Genomic DNA, 23,828 nt, shown 5'->3' with positions numbered 1-23,828 from the left:
TTTCTTCACGAAGTAGTTTACAGAATATTTAAAATTATTTAAGCTTGAATAAGCTCTTAAAAAATAAATACAGAGGAGGTGAATAGAAGCTTATTGGATAAAAAGCTCAAACTACCAAACCATTAGCCTACTAACCAATCAGAAGAATCTTCGGAAATGAAAGTTGAACTAGAAAATGAAGGAGATGAAAAGATGACAAAATCCATTGAAAAAATGAAATTGAATAATGTTATCACAGGGTGGGTGGATGATCATGCAGAGGATTTAATAGATTGGTCGACAAAAATTTGGAATTACGCCGAACTGGGGCTCCATGAATATCAATCCTCGAAATTGTTAGCAAACAAGCTAGAAAAAGAGGGATTTTCCATTGAAATGGGTATCGCAGGTATGCCAACCGCATTTGTTGCGACGTGGGGGAAAGGGAAGCCTGTCATTGGGATTTTAGGTGAATATGATGCATTACCAGGTCTTTCTCAAAAACTAACAGCAAAAAAAGAGCCGATTATCCCAGAAGCCAGCGGTCATGGATGTGGACATAACATTTATGGAGTCGCTGCGGCAGGAGGGGCGATTGCGGCTAAGGAATGGATGGAAAAAGAAGGAATGGATGGGACCATTAAATTTTACGGCTGTCCTGCAGAAGAAACCCTTGTTGGAAAGGTCTTTATGGCAAGGGATCATGTTTTTGAAGATGCAGATGTTAGTTTAACCTGGCATCCCAATTCGTTGAATTCATTATGGGCAAGCAGCTCTTTAGCGATGAATTCGGTCAAATTTAATTTCTATGGAAAATCCGCTCATGCTGCTGCCAATCCAGAAGCTGCAAAGAGTGCCCTTAAAGCTGTTCAATTAATGGATATTGGAGTCAATTTTTTACGCGAGCATTTAATTGATCAAATACGGATTCATTCAACAATCACAAATGGCGGAGGTGCACCTAATGTTGTTCCCGACAAGGCTCAGATTTGGTATTACATACGCGCACCACACCGGTCAGAAGTGGAAGTAACCTATGAAAAATTAATCAATATTGCCAAAGGCGCCGCCTTAATGACGGGAACGGATTATAATATTGACTTTATTACAGGATGTTATGATATGCTCCCGAATAAAGTTCTAGGACAAGTTTTACTGAATAATTTGAAAAAAGTGGGAGCTCCATCCTTTGATGAAAACGATATGAAACTAGCAAATGAACTGACCGATTCCTTTGATCAAGGAATGAAGGAAGTAGTTGTAAAAACATCGGGTGCCCCTAATAATCTGCTAGACAAAATTTTGCATGATGAGGTGATCGAACCTTACGATGAAGGAAAATGTATGTCTGGGTCTACAGATGTCGCGGATGTTTCATGGAATATCCCGACAGCGCAATTTACAACAGCTTGTGCACCAATTGGGACGCCCGGACATTCTTGGCAAAATGTTGTCGCCGTAGGATCCACTATTGGTCAAAAAGGAATGATAACTGCTGCTAAGGTGATTGGTCTAAGTGTTGTGGAATTAATAGAGAATCCTAGTTTGGTCGCCCAGGCACAAGATGAATTCAGGAACGAAATAAAACATAAAGGGGGCTATGTGTCTCCATTACCAGACGGGCTCAAACCACCTGTCCCATCTATTTAGAAATCTTGTTTTAATAAAAATAATTTTATTAGTTCCCGAAAGGAGACTTACTATGAAAAATCAAAATCTAACCGATTTAAGAAATGAAACCAAAGAATCTATTTCCAGCGCAATCGAATGGTTAAAGGAATATTTAACATTCCCGACTATTTCTGCACAAAATACAGCCATTCCAGAAACGGTCCGTTTTGTTGTGAAAATGATTGAAGAGGCAAAAGGGGAAACCGAGGTTCTTGATGATTTAGGCGGCAACCCCGTCATTTATGGTTTTTTTCCAGCAGGAAGTAATGGTGATTCGACGAAAACTTTACTCTTTTATAACCACTATGATGTGCAGCCACCCGAACCACTTGATGAATGGATCTCTGAACCCTTTCAGCCTACGATTAGGGAGGGGAAATTATTCGCTAGAGGGGTTGCCGATAATAAAGGAGATTTGATTGCTAGATTAACAGCGATTAAGGTATTACAAAAAACGCAGGGAGGATTGCCCTGTAACATCAAATTTTTAATTGAAGGGGAAGAGGAAATTGGCTCCCCGAATCTTACACCATACCTTGAAAAATATCGTGATCGCTTTAAGGCTGACGCATGTATTTGGGAATTTGGAGGAAAGGACGAACAAGACCGCATCAGCATGGTTGCCGGCATTAAGGGGATGGCTTATTTAGAGCTGACTTGTGCTGGTGCCGATATAGATATGCATTCTTCTGTTGGAGCGTATGTAGATAATGCGGCATGGAGATTAGTCCAGGCGCTTGCTTCAATGAAAAATCAGCAAAATGAAATTTTAGTAGAGGGTTTCTTTGATGGCATTGAGGAGCCTTCCGAAGCGGTAAAACAATCTGTCCGTTCCTTGCCATTCAACGTGGAGGCTGTATCGAACCTTTATGGATTAAAAAGGCCGCTTATTACAGCAGCAAAAGGACAAGACCCAAGGGCCGCAATGGTCTTACATCCAACCATGACAATTTGTGGATTAATAAGTGGATATACTGGAGAAGGGGCGAAAACAGTTCTTCCTAAAGTGGCAAAGGCGAAAGTGGATTGTCGTTTGGTACCTGGTCAAGATCCAGATCATATACTTAGCTGTATTCAAAAGCATTTAGAAAACCACGGATTTTATGATATCGAGGTCACCCTTGTAAATGGGCAGAAGGCCTACCGGTCTGACTTTAGTCACCCATTTATCTCTCATGTCATGGAAACGGCCACAGAAGTGTACCAAAAGGAAGGGATTTTAGCCCCTAATTCTGCTGGCACCGGTCCGATGTTTGAATTCGGTAAACAGCTTCAGCTGCCAATCGTTAGTACAGGGGTGGGCTGGGTTGGATCAAAGGCACATGCCCCAAATGAATCTATCAAACTACAAGATTTTGAAAACGGAATCGTCCATATGGCTTATATGCTTCTAGGCTTCCCTGAGTCGTTAAACGCTTCCCAGGAGAAACTAGAAGGCATAAAATAATCCTGTTTTCAAAGAAAGCAATGTTCTCCATTGAGAGAACATTGCTTTTTTATTATATGGAAGAAAACCTAACACAGAATTTTCCAGTAAGATAGAAACCGTTTACTTTATGAAAAGAAAGGGAAAGAAAGCGCTTATTTTTTAATTTTAATATTCTAAATTGTCAGAATAATAGATTGACGCTTGGAAAATTCTTCATTATACTCAGTGACATAAAGGTTACATGTCATATTAAATAACATCAAATGTAATCTAGTAACATCATAAAAGGTAAACGGAGGGATTTTTATGATTAAGGATTGGCATTTTCAATTGGAAGAAATGTACGAGCAGATGGTAGTGTGGAGACGGCATATGCATGAAAATCCAGAACTGTCATTCCAGGAAGTGCACACACCTAAAATGATTGCAGAAATTTTATCTGACTTTGGAATTGAGGTAAGAACTAGTGTTGGCGGAAGAGGGGTAGTCGGGTTGATTAGAGGGGCGAAGCCGGGGAAAACCATTGCCCTTAGAGCAGACTTTGATGCCCTTCCGATTCAGGATGAAAAGAAAGTTCCTTATAAATCCAAAGTACCAGGTGTGATGCATGCCTGTGGTCATGATGGCCATACAGCCACATTACTCGCGGTGGCAAAGGTGTTAAGCGAGAATCGTGAACAGTTATCCGGAAATGTCGTGCTGCTTCACCAGCATGCGGAAGAATTAGCACCGGGCGGAGCGATCGCGATGATCGAGGATGGTTGCTTAGATGGAGTGGATGCGGTGTTTGGAACACATCTAGCATCGGGTGCACCGCTCGGCACTTATTTAGTCAAAAACGGTTATACCATGGCTGCAGCAGATGCCTTTAAAATCAAGATCCAGGGTAAGGGTGGACATGGATCCTCACCACATGAAACCATTGATGCCATCGCAATCGGCGCACAAATAATCAACCAGCTCCAATACATCGTGAGCAGACGGGTCAATCCACAACATTCCGCCGTTGTATCAGTCGGTTCCTTCCATGCAGGAAATGCATCGAATGTCATCGCAGATTCAGCCGTGTTAACCGGAACGATCCGATCGTTTGACATAGACGTAAGAGTTCAAATCGAAGAAGAGTTCAGAACGATGGTGAGTGGCGTATGTTCCGCATTCCATGCTGAATATGAAATTGAATATAACAACGGTTATCCGGCTCTGTATAATCATGAGCGTGAAACTGAAGTTTTTAAAGATATCGTGAAAAATACATTAGATGAAGGCATGCTTGTAGATATGAACCCAATCATGGGTGCTGAAGATTTTGCTTACTATTTGCAGGAAAAACCAGGGATGTTCTTTCATACAGGTGCACGAAATGAAGAAATAGGAGCCGCCTACCCACATCATCATCCAAAGTTTGATTTCGATGAAAAAGCGATGATATATGCTGGAAAAGCACTATTAAGCATTGTCCATCAATATACGGTAGAGAACGTGGAACAGATTCTCGAGGAACCTGCTTATTAAAACCAAGTTAGAAGAAGTTTAAGAATTTACCTGATTTTAAGAAGGGCAAGGGGTGAGGAAGATGTCCAACAAAATAATCGAAGTAGAAAATTTACAAACCGCATTTATGGCTGAAAAAGGAGAATTGATTTCGGTTGACGAGGTTACTTTCAATTTGGAGCCAGGAGAAACGATTGGAATTGTAGGTGAATCGGGCTGCGGGAAAAGTGTTACATCCTTGTCGATTATGAGATTGCTAGGGAAAAATGGTTACATAAAAAATGGTTCGGTTAAGATGAATGGCAAAGAATTAAACAAGCTAACAGAAGCCGAAATGAGACAGGTTCGCGGGAATCAGATCTCGATGATTTTCCAGGAACCCATGACTTCCCTGAACCCTGTTTTTACCATTGGTAACCAGATGATTGAAGGGATCAAGCTTCACTTAAAAATGAGTACCAAGGATGCTTCAGCATATGCAATTGATATGCTGAAGCAAGTAAAAATCCCACGTGCTGAAGAAGTGATGAATGAATACCCACACTCATTATCGGGGGGAATGAGACAAAGGGTCATGATTGCAATGGCCCTGTCTTGTAAACCTAAGCTGCTCATTGCCGATGAGCCGACGACAGCCCTTGATGTGACCATCCAAGCACAAATTTTAGAATTGATGAAAGAACTGAGAGAAGAATCCGATACCGCGATTATGTTAATCACTCATGATTTGGGCGTGATCGCTGAGATGGCAGATAAAGTCCTTGTCATGTATGCGGGGCAAGTGGTGGAAGAAGCGGATGTGTTTACGCTATTTGATGAACCGAAGCATCCCTATACAAAAGGATTAATTGAGTCGATTCCTCACCTTGAATATGAAGAGCATAAACGGCTTTATTCCATCCCAGGGATGGTACCAACCTTACAGCATATGCCTAAGGGGTGCAGGTTCCACACGAGGTGCCCATATGCTACTGAAAAATGTCTGCATGAAAAGCCTCCTCTTTCTTCTATTAATAAGGAAAAAGTTCATAAAGTCAGATGCTGGTTAGTGGAAGAAGAAGAGCATTTGACAAACGCGAAATCGATCGAGGAGGTTCAGGTATGAGTGTTACAACGGTTGAGACGAACATTGAAGATGTAAAAACAGTGCCTGATGTACCCTTGTTAGAGGTTCATAACCTTAAAAAATATTACCCTATTAAAAAAGGGATTATTCCCCGGACGGTCGGGCATGTAAAAGCGGTCGATGGTTTAAACTTCAGCCTCGATCCAGGAGAAACGCTTGCACTTGTAGGAGAATCCGGTTGCGGCAAATCTACCACGGGCCGGGCCATTGTAAAGCTGGACCCTCCTACGGAAGGGAAAGTCATTTTAGAGGGCATGGATTTATCCGATATCAGTGGATCCGAACTGAGAAAAACCCGTACCAAAATGCAAATGATCTTTCAAGATCCCTATTCATCCTTAAATCCAAGAAAGCGGATTGGAGATCTTCTTTCAGAACCACTGCTCGCCCATAAACTGGCAGATAAAGAGGAGGTGGACCGAAAAGTAAATGAAATGCTTGAAATCGTCGGATTGACAAAGATGCATCGCAGCCGTTATCCACATGAATTTTCCGGTGGTCAAAGGCAAAGGATTGGCATTGCCAGAGCGCTTATGTTAAATCCAAAGCTGATCATTTGTGATGAACCGGTATCCGCCTTAGACGTTTCCATCCAGGCACAAGTATTGAATCTACTAAAAGATTTACAAAAAGAGTTTCAGCTTACCTATCTTTTCATCGCACATGGTTTAGGTGCTGTCAAATATATTAGTGATCGGATTGCGGTCATGTATTTAGGGAAAATTGTTGAACTTGGTCAAACAGAAGATATTTTTAAGAAGCCGAAACATCCCTATACACAAGGTCTACTGAGTACCTATCCCATTCCAAATCCACATATGCGGAACAGGGAACGAGTCTTAGTGAAAGGGGATGTTCCTAGTCCGGCCAACCCTCCTAAAGGGTGCAGTTTTCATACAAGATGTCCGATTGCTCAAGACATTTGTCGTGTGGAAACCCCGGAATTAATCGGTCTTCAACATCAAACAGCTTGTCACTTTCCATTAATGTAAACGAGGAAGGAGGGATCCTATGGTTCAGTATATTATTCGAAGAATTCTGATCGCTATCCCTGTCTTGTTTGGTGTAACGATCTTTAACTTTTTAATTATTAATCTGGCACCTGGTAATCCAGTCGACATGTATGTAAGTCCAGATATAACGGCGGCAGATATTGAGATTAAGAAAGAAGCTCTTGGTTTAAATGATCCAATCTATATCCAATACTGGCATTGGTTGGGGAATTTGCTTAAAGGTGATTTTGGTTTCTCTTACTCCACCTATGAGCCCGTTACGAATATGATTTTCGAACGATTGGGTCCAACCCTTATCCTGATGGGCTCTGCCTTAATCATTGCGTATCTGATTGCCATTCCAATCGGAATTTTAAGTGCAACAAAACAATATTCATGGATCGATTACTTGACGACTACTTTTTCTTTTCTTGGCGTATCGATTCCACACTTCTTTATGGGTTTAGGTGCGATTTATGTCTTTGCGATTATGTCTCAGATCTTACCGACTGGCGGCATGAATACACTTGGGGGTACTGGGGGATTTTCGGATACGTTATCTCATTTGATTATGCCCGCTATCGTCCTTGGGACAGGAATCGCAGGAAGTATGGTCCGCTATGTTAGGTCCAGTATGATCGAAGTACTGGGACAGGATTATTTACGGACGGCAAGAGCGAAAGGCTTAGGCGAATTTATTGTTACTAATAAACATGCGCTGAGAAATGCACTCATCCCGATTATAACGATCATTGGTTTGGATATCCCTCTTTTAATTGGAGGAGCCGTGGTCACAGAACAAATATTTCAATGGCCTGGACTTGGACAATTAACCATCCAATCCATCGGTTCACGGGATTATTCGGTGTTAATGGCCATTAACCTGTTGGCTGCTTTCATGGTTCTTTTCTCAAATCTGCTTACCGACATCCTTTATTCCGTTGCGGATCCAAGGATTAAGTACAACTAATTTTCGGAAGGAGGAGGTTAAGGTGTCACTAGCAACTAAAATGGCAGGAATTCCGGTAGTCAATGATCCGAATCTCGACGTAAAACAAGAGCTGGGAAAAGAGGAAAGCTACTTAAGGGTCATCAGAAAAAAGTTTTTTAAACATAAACTAGCCGTTTTTGGACTAATTGTTTTCAGTTTAATCGTTTTAATGGCATTATTCGCTCCTCTTTTGGCACCTCAGAGTCCTTATGCTGTTAACGGGGAATTTGCTGATCAGCCTTCAGCTGAACATTTATTGGGGACAGACCAAGTGGGGCGGGATTTGTTAAGTAGATTGATTTATGCATCTAGGGTCTCCTTGGCTGTGGGTATCGGAGCGGTTGCTATTTACGTCGTAATTGGCACGATCCTCGGCGCTGTTGCTGGATACTTTGGAAAATGGGTGGATATGGTTATTATGCGTCTAACGGATGTGTTTATGTCCTTTCCTTATCTTATGGTCATCCTTGTCCTTGTCAGTATCATGGGACCAAGTCTCCTTAATATTATTCTTGTCATCGGATTATTGGGCTGGCCGTCGGTTGCCCGCATTGTTCGAGGCAGCGTCCTGATCATTAAAGAGATGGACTATGTGAAAGCGGGGGTTGCATTAGGATTACCTTCCTGGAAGATTCTCTTTCAACATATTTTGCCAAACTGTTTAGCACCTATTTTAGTCAATGCAACGTTTGGAATCGCCTCTTCGATTATATTAGAAGCCTCCTTAAGTTTCCTTGGAATGGGAGTACAGCCGCCAACGGCCAGTTGGGGAAATATGCTAAATGAAGCCCAGTCGCTAACTGTATTAGCCACGCAGCCTTGGTTATGGTTACCTCCTGGTTTAATGATTTTATTAGCTGTTCTATCCATTAATTTTATGGGCGACGGATTGCGCGATGCCATGGATCCAAAAAATTTAAAATAATTAATTAAAAAAAGAGATCAATTAGGGGGACATTATGGGTTATCTAAAGAGAACAGTAAGCTTATCCGCTATCGTCTTATCATTGGCTTTAACAGCATGCTCAGGTCAGAGTAAAACTTCTTCCACTGCTTCAACTGGTCAAACATCAGGCAGCAAAACCATGTATCTGGGAATGGTTAATCCGCCAATTAACTTCAGCACGATTAATTCCTCCGACATCGCTTCAGGTTTTATTGAAAAGTTTATGTTTGATTCCTTTTTAGAAATGACAGGTCCGCAAGAGTTTGTCCCAAAATTGGCGGATTCCTTTGAAACGACTGATAACCAAACCTTTACAATCAAGTTGAATAAGAATGCGAAGTGGTCTGATGGGAAGCCAGTTACAGCTGAGGATGCCGCTTTTACCTTTAACTTAATTGCAAATCCAAAGGTTGAAACCACTGTAGGCACCTATATCTCCGTCTTTGAAGGTCTTGATGGTACAGGCAAGTTAAAAGAAGGACAAACTCAAATTTCTTCGGTAAAGGTTATCGATCAACAAACAGTAGAATTTAAAACGAAAACACCTGTTGATCCGAATATGATTAAGGAACAACTGGGCTCAAAATTTATGATTCTGCCAAAACATGTTTTAGAGAAGATTGCGCCAGCTGATTTATCAAAGGATCCATTCTTCACCAAACCAACGGTCACCAATGGCGCCTATAAGTTTGTTCAATATAAAAAGGATCAATATGTCGAATTTGTAAGCAATCCAGACTATTATTTAGGAAAACCAAAGACGAATAGTATGTTTGTTAAAATTATGCCTGCTCCAAACCTCGTGGCCCAACTTCAGACAGGAGAGCTTCATATGAACGTGGCTGCAGGAATCGGAAAGATTCCGGCTCAAGACTATGAAACTGTTGAAAAGTTTAATAATGTAAAAACGAAAGAGGAGCCAACGATCGGTTTTCAAACGATGATGTTTAATACAACAAAAATAACAGATGCCAAAGTACGTCAAGCGCTTGCTTACGCCCTCGACCGTGAAAAATTCGTAGATAAGCTATTAAAAGGAAAAGGGGAAATAGTAGATGGGCCGTATACTTCGGTCAGCCCTTACCTTGATAAGGATTTAGAAAAATTCACCTACAATCCGGAGAAAGCAAAACAATTATTGAAGGAAGCTGGCTGGGACTTTAACCAGACCCTTCAATTAGTAGTCCCAATCGGTAATAAAGTCCGTGAGCAGTCCGCGGATATTATTACCCAGAACCTAAAGGACGTGGGAGTAAAGGTTAAAGTCACAACGTACGATTTCCCGACCATTATGCAAAAAGGAAAAGCCGGAGAATTTGATTTGTTATTAATGGGCTTTACCTTTACTTTGGATCCAGAAATATCAACTCTTTATAGTAAGGCTGGTTCCTATAACTTTATGAGATATAATAATCCAAAGTCAGATGAGCTACTGTTAAAAGGACAATCAGAAGCTGATCCAGAAAAGAGAAAAGAAATTTATAATCAGCTGCAAGCAATTTGGGAGAAAGATGTTCCGATCATTTCACTTTATTCAGATTATGATTTCGCAGCCATTTCTAAACAAGTACAATTTGGAGAGCCTAAGATATTCGGATTCCATAATAAAATTCAGGATTGGTCCTTTGTTGGAGCAGAATAAGTAATCGAGATATCTTTAAAAAAATTGTTAATTCTTAATTATTTAGGGTGTCCTTTAAAATAGGGGCACCCCTTTTAAGCAATAAGAGTGATCATGAAGGCATCATCTTAAAACTAGATGATGCCTTAACATATGAATACATATAGATTTTTTAAGAAAGATAAACTATATATTTTTTATTTGACGTGACAGGTAGTGGCCAAGTTGTATTACTTGAAGCCAATCATGTCTTTTTGTATAAAATAAAAATAGAAAAAACTAGAAAAGGTGAGACCATGAGTCAATTATCCGAGTTGTTATCCAATCAACACAATCAAAATGTCGAGGAATTAAAAGAGTTGCTCCGGATTCCAAGCATCAGTTCCTTATCTGAGCATAAAGAGGACATTCAAAAAGCGGCTTCATGGATTGCCAATAAATTAGAAAGAATTGGAATGGAACATGATGAAATCGTCCAGACAAAAGGTCATCCGATAATCTATGGGGACTGGCTTCATCAGGAAAACGCTCCAACAGTCTTAGTATACGGCCATTATGACGTACAACCCGTTGACCCTGTTCATTTATGGGAAACGCCTCCGTTTGAACCAACGGATCCGTGATGAAAAGATCTTTGCCAGAGGGGCAACAGATGACAAAGGGCAGACGTTCCTACATATCAAAGCAGTGGAAACACTATTGAAATTAGAAGGTAAATTATTGGTAAACGTAAAATTCTGCATAGAAGGAGAAGAAGAAATCGGAAGTCCTAATCTTCCGTCATTTTTATCCGAAAATAAAGAAAAATTATCCTGTGATGTGGTCGTTATTTCCGATTCTGATATGTGGGACAGAGGCGTCCCTGCCATCACCTATTCATTAAGAGGTCTTTGTTCACTAGAATTTTCTATAAAAACCGCTAATTCCGATTTGCACTCGGGCATGTTTGGCGGGGGAGTCCAAAACGCCAACCATTTATTGGTACAGCTGCTTTCGACCCTTCATTATGCAGACGGAAAAGTAAATGTTGACCATTTTTATGGTGATGTCGTCGAACTCACAGAATTTGAAAAGGAACAAATTAAAGCATTGGGTTTCAATGAAGAAAAGCTAAAACAATCGTTATGGTTAACGGATTTAACGGGAGGGGAAAACAATTTTCCTTACCCTGAGAGAATCAGTTCCCGGCCAACATTAGAAATAAACGGATTATGGGGCGGATTTCAGGGGGAAGGAACAAAAACGGTCATCCCGTACGAGGCTCATGCCAAAATCACCTGCCGACTAGTCCACAATCAAAACCCTGTAAAAATTCAGGAATTGATCAAAAAGCATCTTGAGGAACATGCACCAAAGGGATGTACGGTGAAAGTGTCTCTTGGCGATACGGGAAATCCATTCTTAACGCCGATCGACAGTACGATGATTCAAAAAGCGGCCGAAGCGTATGAAACTGTTTATGGGAAAACACCTGTTTACAAAAGAGAAGCAGGTTCTATTCCTATTGTATTGGATTTCAACCAATCACTACATGCTCCTGTTGTCTTAATGAGATTCGGTTTGCCAGATGAGAATCTTCATGCTCCAAACGAACACTTTAACTTAGAAAACTTTGATAAAGGTATCTTAACCATTTGTTCCTTTTTAGAACTTCTTAAAAAGTATATTGGTACCTGTCACAACCTTCGGCTACAATATTCAGGTGGTGACAGGCACTTTTATTTGATTCAGGTGTTTGAATTTAATGTAGTATCGTATAAACGAGGAGTGATAGTATGAACGAAACCATTCAATTATTAAGAAATCATCGCTCAGTTAGGGACTTCGACGCAAAAAAAGAGGTAAGCGAAACACAGATCGAAGTGATTATTGAGGTAGCTTTGGCTGGTCCCAATTGGATTAATGGTCAGCAAGTGAGCGTGATTGAAGTCAGGGAGCCTGAAAGGAAAGCAGCATTGGCAAAAGCGGCAGGCAACCAAAGGTGGATTGAGGAAGCTCCAGTTTTTCTAGTGTTTTGCATGGATTTTTATCGCGCGAAGCTGGTAGCTGAAAAAAATGGTACTGAGTTTAAAATCGTCGAGGACTTAGAAGCAATTATTATCGGTTCAACGGATGTAGGGATCGCTCTAGGAAGCGCGGTTATAGCGGCTGAATCGATGGGACTCGGGATCGTTCCGATCGGAGGATTACGGAGAAATCCCCAAACCTTTGTTGATCTATTGAATCTTCCGGAATATGTTTTTCCAATCTCAGGTCTGGTCGTCGGATATCCAAAATCCGTCCCCGCTCAAAAACCAAGGCTGCCAATTATGGCAACCCTTCAGAAAGAACAGTATGATACGAAAATTCAAAAGGAAATCATTGACCAATATGATCAAACGATATCATCCTATATGTCTGAACGTACCAGCGGAAAAGATACGAGCGACTGGTCAAGTAAGGTCGCTCAATTTTATGATACCGGTTTTGAACAATACGCAAAAAATTCCAGTACTACGGTAAAAAATCAGAGGTTCCGATATAAGTGAATAAGTAGAACTCATATATCTTGACTCAAAAAAAGAGCAACGGACAACCCAAGCTATTCCTTTATTTTTTCATACTATGATATAAAGTGGAGAATAAAGGAAGTGTGGCATTTGAAAGGTGCTAATGGAAGTAATACTGAACCATTAAATTATGATCTAAATTTTAGAATGCAATTTACTTTTATGGCGGACGATCGAACCTTAGCTTGCATTTTGAGACAAATTGCTGCAAACGCTGTTAATCTTGTGAGTTTAGTCATAACCAAAAGCCGTAATAACAAGAATTTTATCAGACTAGTGGCGGGTACCGCAGAGTCCGAGACCATTAGTGATTTAAAGGTAGTAAGAAAAACACTACAATCGCATCATATTACATTTAAAGAGGAAGAAATCATCACCATTTCAAATATTCCTGCTGGAATTCCAGGTGTATTTAGCAGATTTTACAACAGCTTGTGGTGTAAAGTAGAGGTTAAGGCCATGTATTTAGGAGAAAACGACATCATCTTTATTAACGTCTCAAATGTGAAAAAAGCAGTAGAAATCCTGTCCCAACAAAATTTAATCCCATGTCAAAACGATTGTTAGCCTGAATCTATTATTAAAAGATACAGGCTTTTTTTTATGACCAACCCTCATAATCCTTAAACAAACGGGTTTTTCGTGTTGAAACAGAAATTGAGAAATTACTAAGACAATAAGTTTTTTTGCTAGTACGCATTAAATACTAACTATGTGCTAATAGGGCTTCCAAATTTGGATGCCCTATTTTTTATAAATATTTTACATCAAAAGGAATATCTTCAGATCTTTTTCAGTTTTTAAAAAATTAATAGTTTCATTAAGGTGATTCATGTTTTCTTGTTTGGCCCAGCTTAATCGTTCGGTAGAATCAAGAGCGGCCGATGATGTCTGATAATCGGGAATCGGGCAGTGTTGAGCAGGACGTGATGTCATTTTGTACTTATATCGTGAGTCGTACTATGACAAGGACACGGACAATCATTCCCTTGAAATCATTGTCTCGAAAAACGGAAATGGTCAGTTGGAAGCATCGCTGTAAATTACAACGAACATACAGGAAGGATTTAAGACCGAAAGGAAACCCCTTATTAAACTATAAACAACCCTAAAGAATGAAGACCACGGGGTAAAAAAATCTATTACCGAGGTGTTATTACATGTTTGTCAAAGATCTTTACCTGGATTGTTTTCGTTTTGAAGAATCATCATTGGCTCATTACATCTACCATTTACTAGAAGAGAAGAAAATTTCATTAGATGACGATGTATCCAAATTAGACTTAGTACAAGCAGACCATCAGAATGTAAGGGAATTGGTTCAAAACAATGTATTAGGTATTCATAAAGTTGGCATCTACTCACTGAAGATGAACCAGATGGATTTTCTCTTTATTTTTGCGGCAAGCAAGCATGAAGCGATGCAATTCTATACCAAAACATTTCATCAAAACCCATTGAACTGTCACGCATATTCGCTAGATTACCAGCTCGCTAGAGGCAATCATGTGATTTCGTTTCGGGACATGAGGAAGGAATTCATGAGTTTTCCAGCTATAGCGGGTATTTTAAAAGAGAGGAGAAAAAATAGTTTAGAGACGCCCAGGACTAAATTATCTAGGGAAGGTGAATACAGAACTTGACCCCGACCACCGATATCTTTAGAAAAAATCGAGTCCGTTTTAGAAAAGTAAAATGCCTGCAATTGTTGTTAAAACAACATTATTAGGCATTTTTTTTAGGATTTGTACAAGATTTTTACGAAAATATTGAATAGAAAGCATCCAAGACCACTGAATGGCTAAAAAATCCTCGTATGAGCAAATACCTCAGGCCGTAAACATAATTTGGAGGCAATCTACCTCAACGAAAAGTCTGTGAAGAAAAAATTTACATCAGAAACCAAAATATATATATCTGATTCAACGTGTCAGTTCATTTTTCATTACTAATATTTGAGTAGGAATGTTTCCGTTTCAGAAATATGTATTATTCTTGAATTTTGAACATTTAATTAGCAATAAAGTATATTTTTATAAAATCCAAAATCTTACGTTAAAAAAACCAATTATCTTAATAAAATTTATATTTTATTAAAAAAACACCCGGGTAAAAGAATCTAAAATTTTTTAAAGTTATTAATTGTACACATTTTAGTTCAGAGCGTATTTGATGAGAGTGTTCTGAATAAAATGATCGACAATGGGAATAAGACAAAGATTCAAGAAAATCCCCTCAATGATAATTTCTACAAAAAGGAATTTCAAACTTTATGGGGATATATTAACCACCAATATGCTTACACAGTTGAATTTGACAGTGCTGAAATGATTCAAAAGGCTATTAAAAATATTAACGAGAAAATGTTTGTTACGCGACTCCAATATGCGGTTACCACCGGTGAGCAAACTAAAGATTTGAATGAGAATGCTGTTGCTCTTGGCGATAGCTTTAATCAGGATAAGACAAGGACAGAAAGCTTGAGACACTCAGAAACAAGCCAAATTAGATATGATTTGGTTGGTAAAATTGCAGATGGTACTACCCTTACTCGTCGGACAATTGTGGCAATTTTAGCTGGTATACAAAAACCAGTATTTGCGATGTTTAAACACAATCCGGAGGAGTTTATTACCAAAGCTATACGTCTGATTAAAGAACAAAAGGCCACAACGATTGTGGAGCATATTACCTATGACCAAATTGAAAAGCAGTATGACAGCAGTATTTTTACTACTGAACAAGGTTTGAGTGATTTTACAAAAGCGTTCCAGGCAAAAAAACACATTCAGGATTATGTTTTTACCGATGGCTCTGCAGAAAAGAGTGTAGAGCGTCGATTTGCAGAGGATATGGATATTGCTCAAGAGGTTTGTGTGTATGCGAAACTACCAAAGGGCTTTTCTATTCCAACTCCTGTCGGTAACTATTCGCCTGACTGGGCAATTGCTTTTATTGAAGGTACTGTAAAACATATTTATTTTATAGCTGAGACAAAGGGTACAATGGAAAGCATGAATCTTCGGCCAATTGAACAAGCAAAAATAGCTTGTGCAAAGAGACTTTTCAACCAGATATCAACAAACAAGGTTAAATACCATGATGTAGACAGTTACCAAAGTCTTCTAGATATTATGGGTAAAGAAAATTAAACACGATAATGCGGGTGATACAGGGGGAAAGAGGGAAATGTTAGTTAAGTAGGTATCGGAAAAGGGTAGTTAAAAAAGGATTTAGGGACCAACAGAAGTTGGTCTCTTTTTGTTAGATAATCACGATTATCTTTAAGGGTGCGCTTTGACATCGTAGGTTATTAACAATGCCACAGCGCTAGATCACATAATATCCTTTTAAAGGAATGGCGAGTGCTTCTCCTCTTTTTAGTTTGATAGAAAAATGGTCTAATTTTGTATTGGAGGGAAGTAAAAGAATGAAACTTCAGATGGAGCCGATTTTTCATATGAAGAGGATGGAATCTATTTCCTTGTTGATCATAAAAGCAACAGAATTAAGATTTACGCCCGTTTGGGAAACAAAACAGTGATTGAGTACGCCAACACGCCATACGAAGCTGCAGAAAAAGCCAAGAAAAGATTAACTATGCAATAATATGTAATTTACCGAGTCAGGAAAAGAATTTAATTTTTTTATATGGTTAGAACTGCTGATAGGTAACGAAAAGGATAATAACTCAGGCAGGTTTCCTTAAATTTTATTGTCTTTAATAGCCTGTGTCGATCCAGTATAGTAGAGTAAAGAGTGTAGTACATAATAGTAATGGAGGCGGTTTCTAAATGGCAAACATGAAATTCGAAATAAAAGAAAATTTAGGGATAGTTTCTGAAGGAGCAAAAGGGTGGAAAAAGGAACTCAATCTTATCAGTTGGAATGACCGTGAACCAAAATTTGATATAAGAGATTGGGATCCGTCTCATGAAAAGATGGGAAAAGGAATTACCCTTTCTAATGAAGAATTATTGCAATTAAAGAAAATATTGAATCAAATGGAATTATAGGCTGTCAAAGGGATTATCAGACTAGGAGTAATTCGTAAAAATATTCTTTAATAAAAAAAAGTAACTCCCCTTGCCCCGCTAATGTAAGGTAAGAGTTACTTTTTTTATAGTTAATTGTAATTACCAAAAAAGTAACCCCGTTTTCCACACGGCCTAAATACCAGACTTTAAAATCACCAGAATGTACTACTAGCGGCACAAATCACCTCTTATGAATCATCCCAGGATAGGCACAGTTTTACATATTATGTATTTTTATATATTTTTGTGTTTTAATAAAAATAAATATAAGTTAAAAATGGAGGAAGTTAGCATGGATATAAGCACTGTTAATACAAATGAGGAAGAAGTGAGAGATGACGAGGCTGATTATTTTCATCAGTTAGAGGACAATTTAGACGACTCATCAAATGATGAAGCAGAGAGTAAGATAGTCTGGCAAGCAAAAGACTTTAGTATTAGAGAATTTCAATCAATGAAAGAAGATGGTGATTTAGAAATTCAACCTTTTTATTAAAGAAAATATGTAATGGATGATAAATTAGCTAGTCGTCTAATTGAATCTATTTTGATGGATGTTCCTATACCTGTAATTTATTTGGCAGAAGAAAAGGATGGAACATTTAGTGTGATTGATGGACAACAAAGATTAACATCTTTTATTTCTTTTTTAGAAGGTTCTTTCCCAGACGGTCAAGAGTTTAGACTAAAGGGATTACAAATATTAAAAGAACAAAATAGAAAAAAATTCTCAGAACTTGAAAGACAATATCAAACAAAGGTTAAAACAACTACAATACATACGATAATAATAAAGAAAGAATCACAGGAGGACATAAAATTTGAGATATTTGAAAGGCTTAATACTGGCTCAATTAAACTTAATGAGGATGAAATAAGAAATACTATTTACAGAGGTGATTATATTAATTTATTGGCAAGACTTGAAAATAACGACACATTCCATTCAATAGTTAAGAAAGACAATTTTAAAAAAAGAATGATTTACAGAGGTATGTTATTAAGATTTTTTGCATTATCAGAAAAAACCTATATTAATTATAAACCAAGTGTTAAACAATTTTGTAATAAAGAATTACGTGATAATCAATTTATGAATAATGAAAAACGGAAAGAGTACGAGGATAGATTTAAAAAGTGTATTGAATTAGTTAGTATAGTTTTTGGAGATAACGCTTTTAGGAGATTTATCCCTGGAAATAAAAGTAATAAAAACGGAGAATGGGCAACAAGAATTAATATGGCATTGTTTGATATTCAAATGTGTGGTTTTGTTAATTTTGAAAAATCTCAGGTAGTTCCTAAAGCGGATGAAATAAGAGAAGCTATGATTAGGTTAATGTCCTATAATGATGAGTTTATTAATTCGATTGAAATAAAAACAAGTGATAAGGATCAAATGACCAAGAGGTTTGAAATATGGTACAGCACACTCAGAGAAATAATAGGAAATACTAGGAGGGATAGTAGGGTCTTTCCGTTTTCCTTAAAAAAGGAACTTTTTGATAATGATCCTACTTGTAAAATTTGCAAACAACAAATTTTGTTAATAGAGGATGCTGAGGTTGACCATATAGTACCTTATTCTGAAGGTGGAGAAACAATAAAAGAAAACGCACAAATTACTCATAGATATTGTAATAGGGTAAAAGGAAATGATACTCAGGGTTTGAATTTATTTAACTTATCATAATTCCACACGAGGTTGACCTAATAAAGAATTAACTTAGAAAAAAGGAGGTAAATCGCCTTTTTTTCTAAGTATTACATTTATCTTATTCAAATAACATGCCTCGTTAGTAGAAAAAGCAAGAATGAACATGTTCGCATAAAAATAAACAACTAAACGCTGTTTTAGTTTATAAAATACATATAGTTTCATAAACATACTTGTGTTAACTACCCTCAAGTTCTCTATAGTAATACTCAAAACCATTTTGTTTTTGAGTATTAATAGAAAATTGGGGACAATTTATTTATTGTTGTCCCCAATTTATAATGATTATTTATTTTGTAATTCAATTAGCTGAACATTATTGCTATTTTTTAATTCTTTCGTACTTGTCCATTAAAACGAAAAAGTTAAATAATTCTTCTATGCTAATACCAATTTGATTAGATGCAGTTTCTAAAGCGTCATTGAACCCTTGCAAATAGCATAAATAATTTTGATTTATTATGTCTTGTTCTTTAGCTTTTTCTACTGCTATTTTTTTAGAATTTAAATAATAGTTGCAGGATAAAATTTTTGCCATGCCTGTAAAGAATCTCATTAAATCTTCTTTTTCTTTTGCATAAGCCTTTAAATATTCTATTTCGTCTTTTGTCATTTCAGCCATTTTTTATGCTCCTCTTTTGGTCACATCTTGGTCACAGACTAGATGTTTTTATTTAGTTCAAGATAAAATTAAATGTTATTTCATTTGTTAAAAAGCGAGTAATATCAAAATTTTACCCTATTAGATAAGACCAAACGTAACCAAAAAAGATAACTTCCCTCTAACTTCAAAACTGCTTGAGACCTACATGCCAGGTATGGTGGGTTCGATTCCTCGCAGTCCTGCCAACGATCTTACCTTAATTAGGGTTTGACGATGATTGACAAGCTGATTGTTGCCGGTGATTAATCCGTTAAATAACACAGTTTCAATCCAGTATCGTTGCAAAACTGTTAAAGGCTGGCGGGTAAATTGTTTTGATAGTTGCCGGAAACTGTTTGTCCTCTTACGCTTTTAATTTTGCGGAAGGGGATTTTTATCTATATATCATAGAGAAAAAGATACTGTGGATAATTTCAAAAAATTTGATATTGAATAAATTTTTAATCAATTTAACAAGTAACACATAGTCAACTTAAATGAGAATTGAACACAGTGTACGTAATTTTGAAAAATAAAACTTATTTTGAGTTTTTTGTAAATAGTTTCCGATTAATTTCCCAATCTTTTCAATGATTCGATATAATAAAATTATATTTCGAAATTGGGGGTAGCATTAAATGCCAATTTACAACAAATTAGTCCGAGACCGTATACCAGAATTAATCGAAAGTACCGGAAAACAGTTTTCCACAAGAACATTAGACATTCAAGAATACATAAAAGAACTTAAAAATAAGAGCAAAGAAGAACTTGACGAATACTTAAATGCTGAAAATGATAAAGATTCGATTGAGGAGCTCGCTGATTTATTGGAAATCATCCATGCCTTAGCAGAGTGTCATGGTATAACTTTTGAAGAGTTAGAAGTTGTCCGTCAAAAAAAGGCTGAAAAGCGCGGTGGTTTTAAGGAAAAAATTTTCTTAATTAAGGTTGAAGATGAGTAAGGTTCAACTGATCACCAAAAACCTTGGCAATCATCTAATAGAAAAGCTAGAAGGTGCTAACACCATATGTATTTTAGCATCCTTTGTTATGAAGTCTGGGGTAGATTACTTAAGGGAGGCATTAAAAAAGGCTGCGGATAACGGTACTGACATTAAGATCTGTACCGGAGATTATTTATACATTACTCAACCAAAGGCATTGGAAGAACTTTCATCAATTGATGAAAGTATTAAGATTAGAATTTGGAAAAGTAATGGTGTTTCTTTTCATCCAAAAGCGTATCTATTTCAATCCAATGAACATGATGTTTTGTTTATTGGTTCATCTAACTTATCAAATTCGGCTTTACATAATGGTGTGGAATGGAACCTTTTGGTTAGTGATGAGCAGCAAGTTTTTGATGATGCGCAATCGGAGTTTCTTAAAGTTTACTACTCCGATCAAACCGTGCCATTAAATAAAGAAACCTTAGAAGAATATCGAAAAAGCTATGAGGAATACCAACAGAAACATCCGAATTTAGTTCAAAAATGGACGGAGCTTGAAGAATTAGATTTAATGCTGCCAGTAGAGAAAGAGATAGCTGTACAGCCAGAGGTTATTTTGGATTCCCCGGTTACTTATGGTGAAATGCAGCCTAGATTTGCTCAAATAGAGGCACTTGAAGAGTTAAACAAAACTCTTGATGAAGAGTATAATAAGGCACTTGTAGTGATGGCCACGGGGTTAGGGAAAACCTATTTAGCTGGATTCTTTGCACAAAATTTTAATAAGATTCTTTTTATTGCCCACCGTGAAGAAATTCTATATCAGGCTAGAGATTCTTTTAAGAAAATTATGCCCGAAAGTAAATTTGGTATCTATAATGGGAAGTCGAAAGAAAGCGATGCCGATGCCATCTTTGCCTCCATCTTTACATTAAGTCTGAAAAGGCATTTGGAGATCTTTCAGCCAGATGAGTTTGATTTAATTATCATTGATGAATTCCATCATGCTGCAGCTGACTCCTATCAACGGGTTCTTGATTATTTTCAACCACGCTTCCTGTTGGGAATTACGGCTACCCCGGATCGAAATGATAATAAAGATGTTTATGCGATATGTGATGGGAACGTCGCTTTTCGTTTAGATTTCTTAGATGCGATTAATCGGAAATGGTTAGCGCCTTTCCAATATTTTGGTGTTTATGATGATACGGATTATAGTCAAATAACGTGGCTGGGTAACCGCTATGATGAAGAAGAATTACTCCAAGCCCAGTTGCGAGAGGAGTTAGCTCTTAAAGTACTTCGGGCCTGGGAAAATAAAAAACAGACGAGAACTTTAGGCTTTTGTTCCTCTATTAGACAAGCTGACTTTTTATCCCATTACTTTAATCATCATGGTTATCGAACCGTTAGCCTTCATTCGCAGCAAATTGGTGTGAGCAGAACTAAAGCTATTTCACAACTTACAAAAGGTGAAATTGATATTATTTTTACTGTGGACCTGTTTAATGAAGGGGTTGATATCCCTGCAGTCGATACTCTTTTATTCGTCAGACCCACTGAATCCTTAACTGTTTTTACCCAACAAATAGGACGCGGACTCCGTTTACATCCTGGTAAAGAAACGTGTGTCATTATTGACTTAATCGGTAATTATCGAAATGCGGATATAAAGTTAAGTCTATTTGATACACAACCAAGCGAAGGAAAAACTAGAATCATTGAACCTACATTGCCAATTTACTGTGAATTAAATTTAGATGTAAATGTAATTAACCTACTTCAAGAAATGTCCCGGAAACGGCAGCCGCGCAAAGAGAAGTTGTTCAATGATTATATGGATTTAAAAAGAGAGCTAGGAAGAAGGCCATCATATTTGGAATTACATTTAAAGGGTGCATCTGATTCTCCTCAATACAGACAGGAATTTAAAACGTATTTTGGATTTTTGAAATGGGCGGAAGAATTAACTTCTGAGGAAGTGGATGTATTTAATCGATATGAGAATTGGTTTGTTGAAGTTGAGAAAACAGGAATGAGTAAAAGCTATAAAATGGTTGTCTTACTTGCCATGCTAGTGCGCGGGCCTTCCAATTGGTTTGATCCGATTACTCCAAACGAGGCTGCACCATTTTTTCATAACTATCTGATGGAGAAAGAGCATCGGAAAAGAATTGATTTTTCCGATAAGTCTTCCGTAAAACTTTGGGATTATAATGAACAAAAAGTAAGTAAATTGATTGCTACGATGCCAATGACAATGTGGAATAAGGGGCTAACATCCTTTGAAAATAACGTTTTTCGGTTAAATTTTGATGTAGCTAAGGTAGATGAGGAAATTTTATTTAACTGGACAAAAGAAATTTGTGAATACCGGCTGCATTATCATTTTGAACGGAAAGCTAAAAATCCTCAAAACTGAAGTGACCCCTTTAAGTTGGAGTAATAGTCCAACCTAAGGGGTCACTTCACATTTGATAGGGCTTTGTGCTTTATTTTACTACTACATTTGCAAATGTTACGACGCTAATATCATCTAAGCTTTCTAAATCAGGTTCACAGAATACTCTAATGTTCACAAGAACGTTAAAGTTTATGCTTGTTAGCTATTATTGATTTAACACAGAGAATATATTCGACAACAGAGTTTAAGTGTTGGTAAAATTATACTAATAAACAAACTAGGAGAGCACAAAGTGAAAAATCACAATATCGTAATCAACCTAATCGAAAGTGGATATGAGTGTGAGTACATAGATTTTAAAGCAAAGCATTATCCTGCTAAAGGCGCTACTGATTTACTTAAAGATATAATGGCCATGGCTAATTCACAACATCAAGGTAGTAAATTTATAATAATGGGCGTTAAGGATGACCTTATAGAAGGAAGAAGTATTGAAGGGATTAATAAAAATGACCAAGTTGATCCATCTACATACCAAGAGTTTATCCTTAATAATATTGAACCTGATATCGATATGAATATTTACTATCTTAATTATCAGGATAAAATTATTGGGGTTATAGAAATACAAAATACTATGGACAGACCATATATGATTAAAAAGTAAAACGGCCCACTGAATGAAGGCTTTTGTTTAGTTAGAAAAGGATCTCAACAATCTGTAGCAAGAAGAAGTGATTTCGATCGATTTTATTTAGAGAGTAATAGATTAGAAATAAAAATATTAGATAAATGTTTATACGCAACTAATGATCGTGAAAGTGTAGCATCCTTACATGTTTCATTTAGAAACTTGTCAAACAATCCAATTACCCTCCTTAAGGGAGGTTTGTTAGTTAAAAGGGAAGGGGATTGTATTTCACAGCACATTTTGTATGGGTTTAATAAGGTTATTGGTGCTGATTTCACACTAGAAGTACCTCCAAAACGAGAACTAAATGGTTATCTATGTTTGGGCTTTAGTTCAACTGATTGCTTAAGGTTGGGTTTAGATGAATATGGGATAACGGATGAAAAATTCATGTTCGAGTTGATTGCATTTGATACGACAGACAATAAATATATTTCCGTGTGTGAAGAAGCAACTATCATTGCGAAAGGTGACTTTTTATAGAAAGTAAAACAAAAGTTTGGTTACTCTAAAAAGAATGTATTTAAAAAATATCAAAAATAATTTTTTTGCATTATAAAGCTTAAAGCAATATGGTAAAAATAA

The 23,828-nt window shown here is 37.4% G+C and carries 20 protein-coding genes and 2 pseudogenes; 21 read left to right on the top strand and 1 reads right to left on the bottom strand.

Features of this window, described 5'->3' with window-relative positions; genetic code table 11:
- Positions 1–192 precede the first annotated feature (192 nt).
- From J7E63_RS16645 to J7E63_RS16565, 17 genes and pseudogenes are all read left to right on the top strand, one after another.
- Entirely contained in the window at positions 193–1,629 is a 1,437-nt protein-coding gene (locus J7E63_RS16645) for an amidohydrolase (protein WP_215014408.1), read from the top strand.
- A 52-nt stretch (positions 1,630–1,681) separates the two neighbouring features.
- Positions 1,682–3,097 carry a M20/M25/M40 family metallo-hydrolase gene (locus J7E63_RS16640; protein ID WP_215014406.1) on the top strand — a complete coding sequence of 472 codons (1,416 nt, stop codon included), beginning with the start codon at positions 1,682–1,684 and terminating at the stop codon, positions 3,095–3,097.
- 288 nt (positions 3,098–3,385) lie between these two features.
- A complete protein-coding gene (locus tag J7E63_RS16635; protein WP_215014404.1) occupies positions 3,386–4,594 on the top strand; it encodes a M20 family metallopeptidase in 1,209 nt (402 codons plus the stop codon).
- A 61-nt stretch (positions 4,595–4,655) separates the two neighbouring features.
- A complete protein-coding gene (locus J7E63_RS16630) occupies positions 4,656–5,678 on the top strand; it encodes an ABC transporter ATP-binding protein (RefSeq protein ID WP_215014402.1) in 1,023 nt (340 codons plus the stop codon).
- Positions 5,675–6,691, top strand: a complete 1,017-nt coding sequence (locus tag J7E63_RS16625; protein WP_215014400.1) for an ABC transporter ATP-binding protein — start codon at positions 5,675–5,677, stop codon at positions 6,689–6,691. Before J7E63_RS16630 ends, J7E63_RS16625 begins: the two co-directional genes overlap by 4 nt.
- A gap of 19 nt (positions 6,692–6,710) precedes the next feature.
- Entirely contained in the window at positions 6,711–7,661 is a 951-nt protein-coding gene (locus J7E63_RS16620) for an ABC transporter permease (protein WP_215014398.1), read from the top strand.
- A gap of 40 nt (positions 7,662–7,701) precedes the next feature.
- On the top strand, positions 7,702–8,607 hold the full coding sequence (opp4C, locus tag J7E63_RS16615) for an oligopeptide ABC transporter permease (RefSeq protein ID WP_215014528.1): 906 nt from the start codon (positions 7,702–7,704) through the stop codon (positions 8,605–8,607).
- A 34-nt stretch (positions 8,608–8,641) separates the two neighbouring features.
- Positions 8,642–10,270, top strand: a complete 1,629-nt coding sequence (locus J7E63_RS16610) for an ABC transporter substrate-binding protein (protein WP_215014396.1) — start codon at positions 8,642–8,644, stop codon at positions 10,268–10,270.
- Positions 10,271–10,545: 275 nt separating this feature from the next.
- Positions 10,546–11,899, top strand: a pseudogene (locus tag J7E63_RS16605) (dipeptidase); the annotation flags it as partial.
- A 125-nt stretch (positions 11,900–12,024) separates the two neighbouring features.
- The gene (locus J7E63_RS16600; RefSeq protein ID WP_215014394.1) at positions 12,025–12,777 is read left to right on the top strand and encodes an NADPH-dependent oxidoreductase; all 753 of its coding nucleotides are present in this window, start codon (positions 12,025–12,027) and stop codon (positions 12,775–12,777) included.
- A 102-nt stretch (positions 12,778–12,879) separates the two neighbouring features.
- Complete coding sequence (locus tag J7E63_RS16595; protein ID WP_215014392.1) at positions 12,880–13,365, top strand: hypothetical protein; 486 nt, start codon at positions 12,880–12,882, stop codon at positions 13,363–13,365.
- A gap of 277 nt (positions 13,366–13,642) precedes the next feature.
- Positions 13,643–13,819 (top strand): annotated as a pseudogene (locus J7E63_RS30750) (DnaB-like helicase C-terminal domain-containing protein); the annotation flags it as partial.
- 139 nt (positions 13,820–13,958) lie between these two features.
- Positions 13,959–14,441: a hypothetical protein gene (locus J7E63_RS16585; protein ID WP_215014390.1), complete on the top strand. Its 483-nt coding sequence runs from the start codon at positions 13,959–13,961 to the stop codon at positions 14,439–14,441.
- 549 nt (positions 14,442–14,990) lie between these two features.
- Positions 14,991–15,950: a restriction endonuclease gene (locus J7E63_RS16580; RefSeq protein ID WP_215014388.1), complete on the top strand. Its 960-nt coding sequence runs from the start codon at positions 14,991–14,993 to the stop codon at positions 15,948–15,950.
- A 642-nt stretch (positions 15,951–16,592) separates the two neighbouring features.
- Complete coding sequence (locus tag J7E63_RS16575) at positions 16,593–16,814, top strand: YdbC family protein (protein ID WP_215014386.1); 222 nt, start codon at positions 16,593–16,595, stop codon at positions 16,812–16,814.
- 313 nt (positions 16,815–17,127) lie between these two features.
- Positions 17,128–17,331: a hypothetical protein gene (locus J7E63_RS16570; protein ID WP_215014384.1), complete on the top strand. Its 204-nt coding sequence runs from the start codon at positions 17,128–17,130 to the stop codon at positions 17,329–17,331.
- A 12-nt stretch (positions 17,332–17,343) separates the two neighbouring features.
- Complete coding sequence (locus J7E63_RS16565; protein WP_215014382.1) at positions 17,344–18,528, top strand: GmrSD restriction endonuclease domain-containing protein; 1,185 nt, start codon at positions 17,344–17,346, stop codon at positions 18,526–18,528.
- A 346-nt stretch (positions 18,529–18,874) separates the two neighbouring features.
- On the opposite strand, the gene J7E63_RS16560 is transcribed toward J7E63_RS16565, so the two are convergent.
- Positions 18,875–19,174, bottom strand: coding sequence for a hypothetical protein (locus J7E63_RS16560; protein WP_215014380.1), 300 nt, complete (start codon positions 19,172–19,174; stop codon positions 18,875–18,877).
- A 659-nt stretch (positions 19,175–19,833) separates the two neighbouring features.
- Here J7E63_RS16560 and J7E63_RS16555 point away from each other — a divergent pair.
- From J7E63_RS16555 to J7E63_RS16540, 4 genes are all read left to right on the top strand, one after another.
- Positions 19,834–20,160: a nucleoside triphosphate pyrophosphohydrolase gene (locus J7E63_RS16555; RefSeq protein WP_215014378.1), complete on the top strand. Its 327-nt coding sequence runs from the start codon at positions 19,834–19,836 to the stop codon at positions 20,158–20,160.
- Positions 20,153–22,570 (top strand): DEAD/DEAH box helicase family protein, encoded by a 2,418-nt coding sequence (locus J7E63_RS16550; RefSeq protein WP_215014376.1) that lies wholly within the window; start codon positions 20,153–20,155, stop codon positions 22,568–22,570. The genes J7E63_RS16555 and J7E63_RS16550 overlap by 8 nt, the downstream gene beginning before the upstream one ends.
- A 274-nt stretch (positions 22,571–22,844) precedes the next feature.
- Entirely contained in the window at positions 22,845–23,219 is a 375-nt protein-coding gene (locus J7E63_RS16545) for an AlbA family DNA-binding domain-containing protein (protein ID WP_308161965.1), read from the top strand.
- Positions 23,220–23,441: 222 nt separating this feature from the next.
- Complete coding sequence (locus J7E63_RS16540) at positions 23,442–23,726, top strand: hypothetical protein (RefSeq protein ID WP_215014374.1); 285 nt, start codon at positions 23,442–23,444, stop codon at positions 23,724–23,726.
- Positions 23,727–23,828 lie beyond the last annotated feature (102 nt).

The organism is Bacillus sp. ISL-75 (assembly GCF_018613095.1).
Note: the sequence above shows the minus strand (reverse complement) of the source record. Positions and strands in the feature narration are given on the sequence as shown.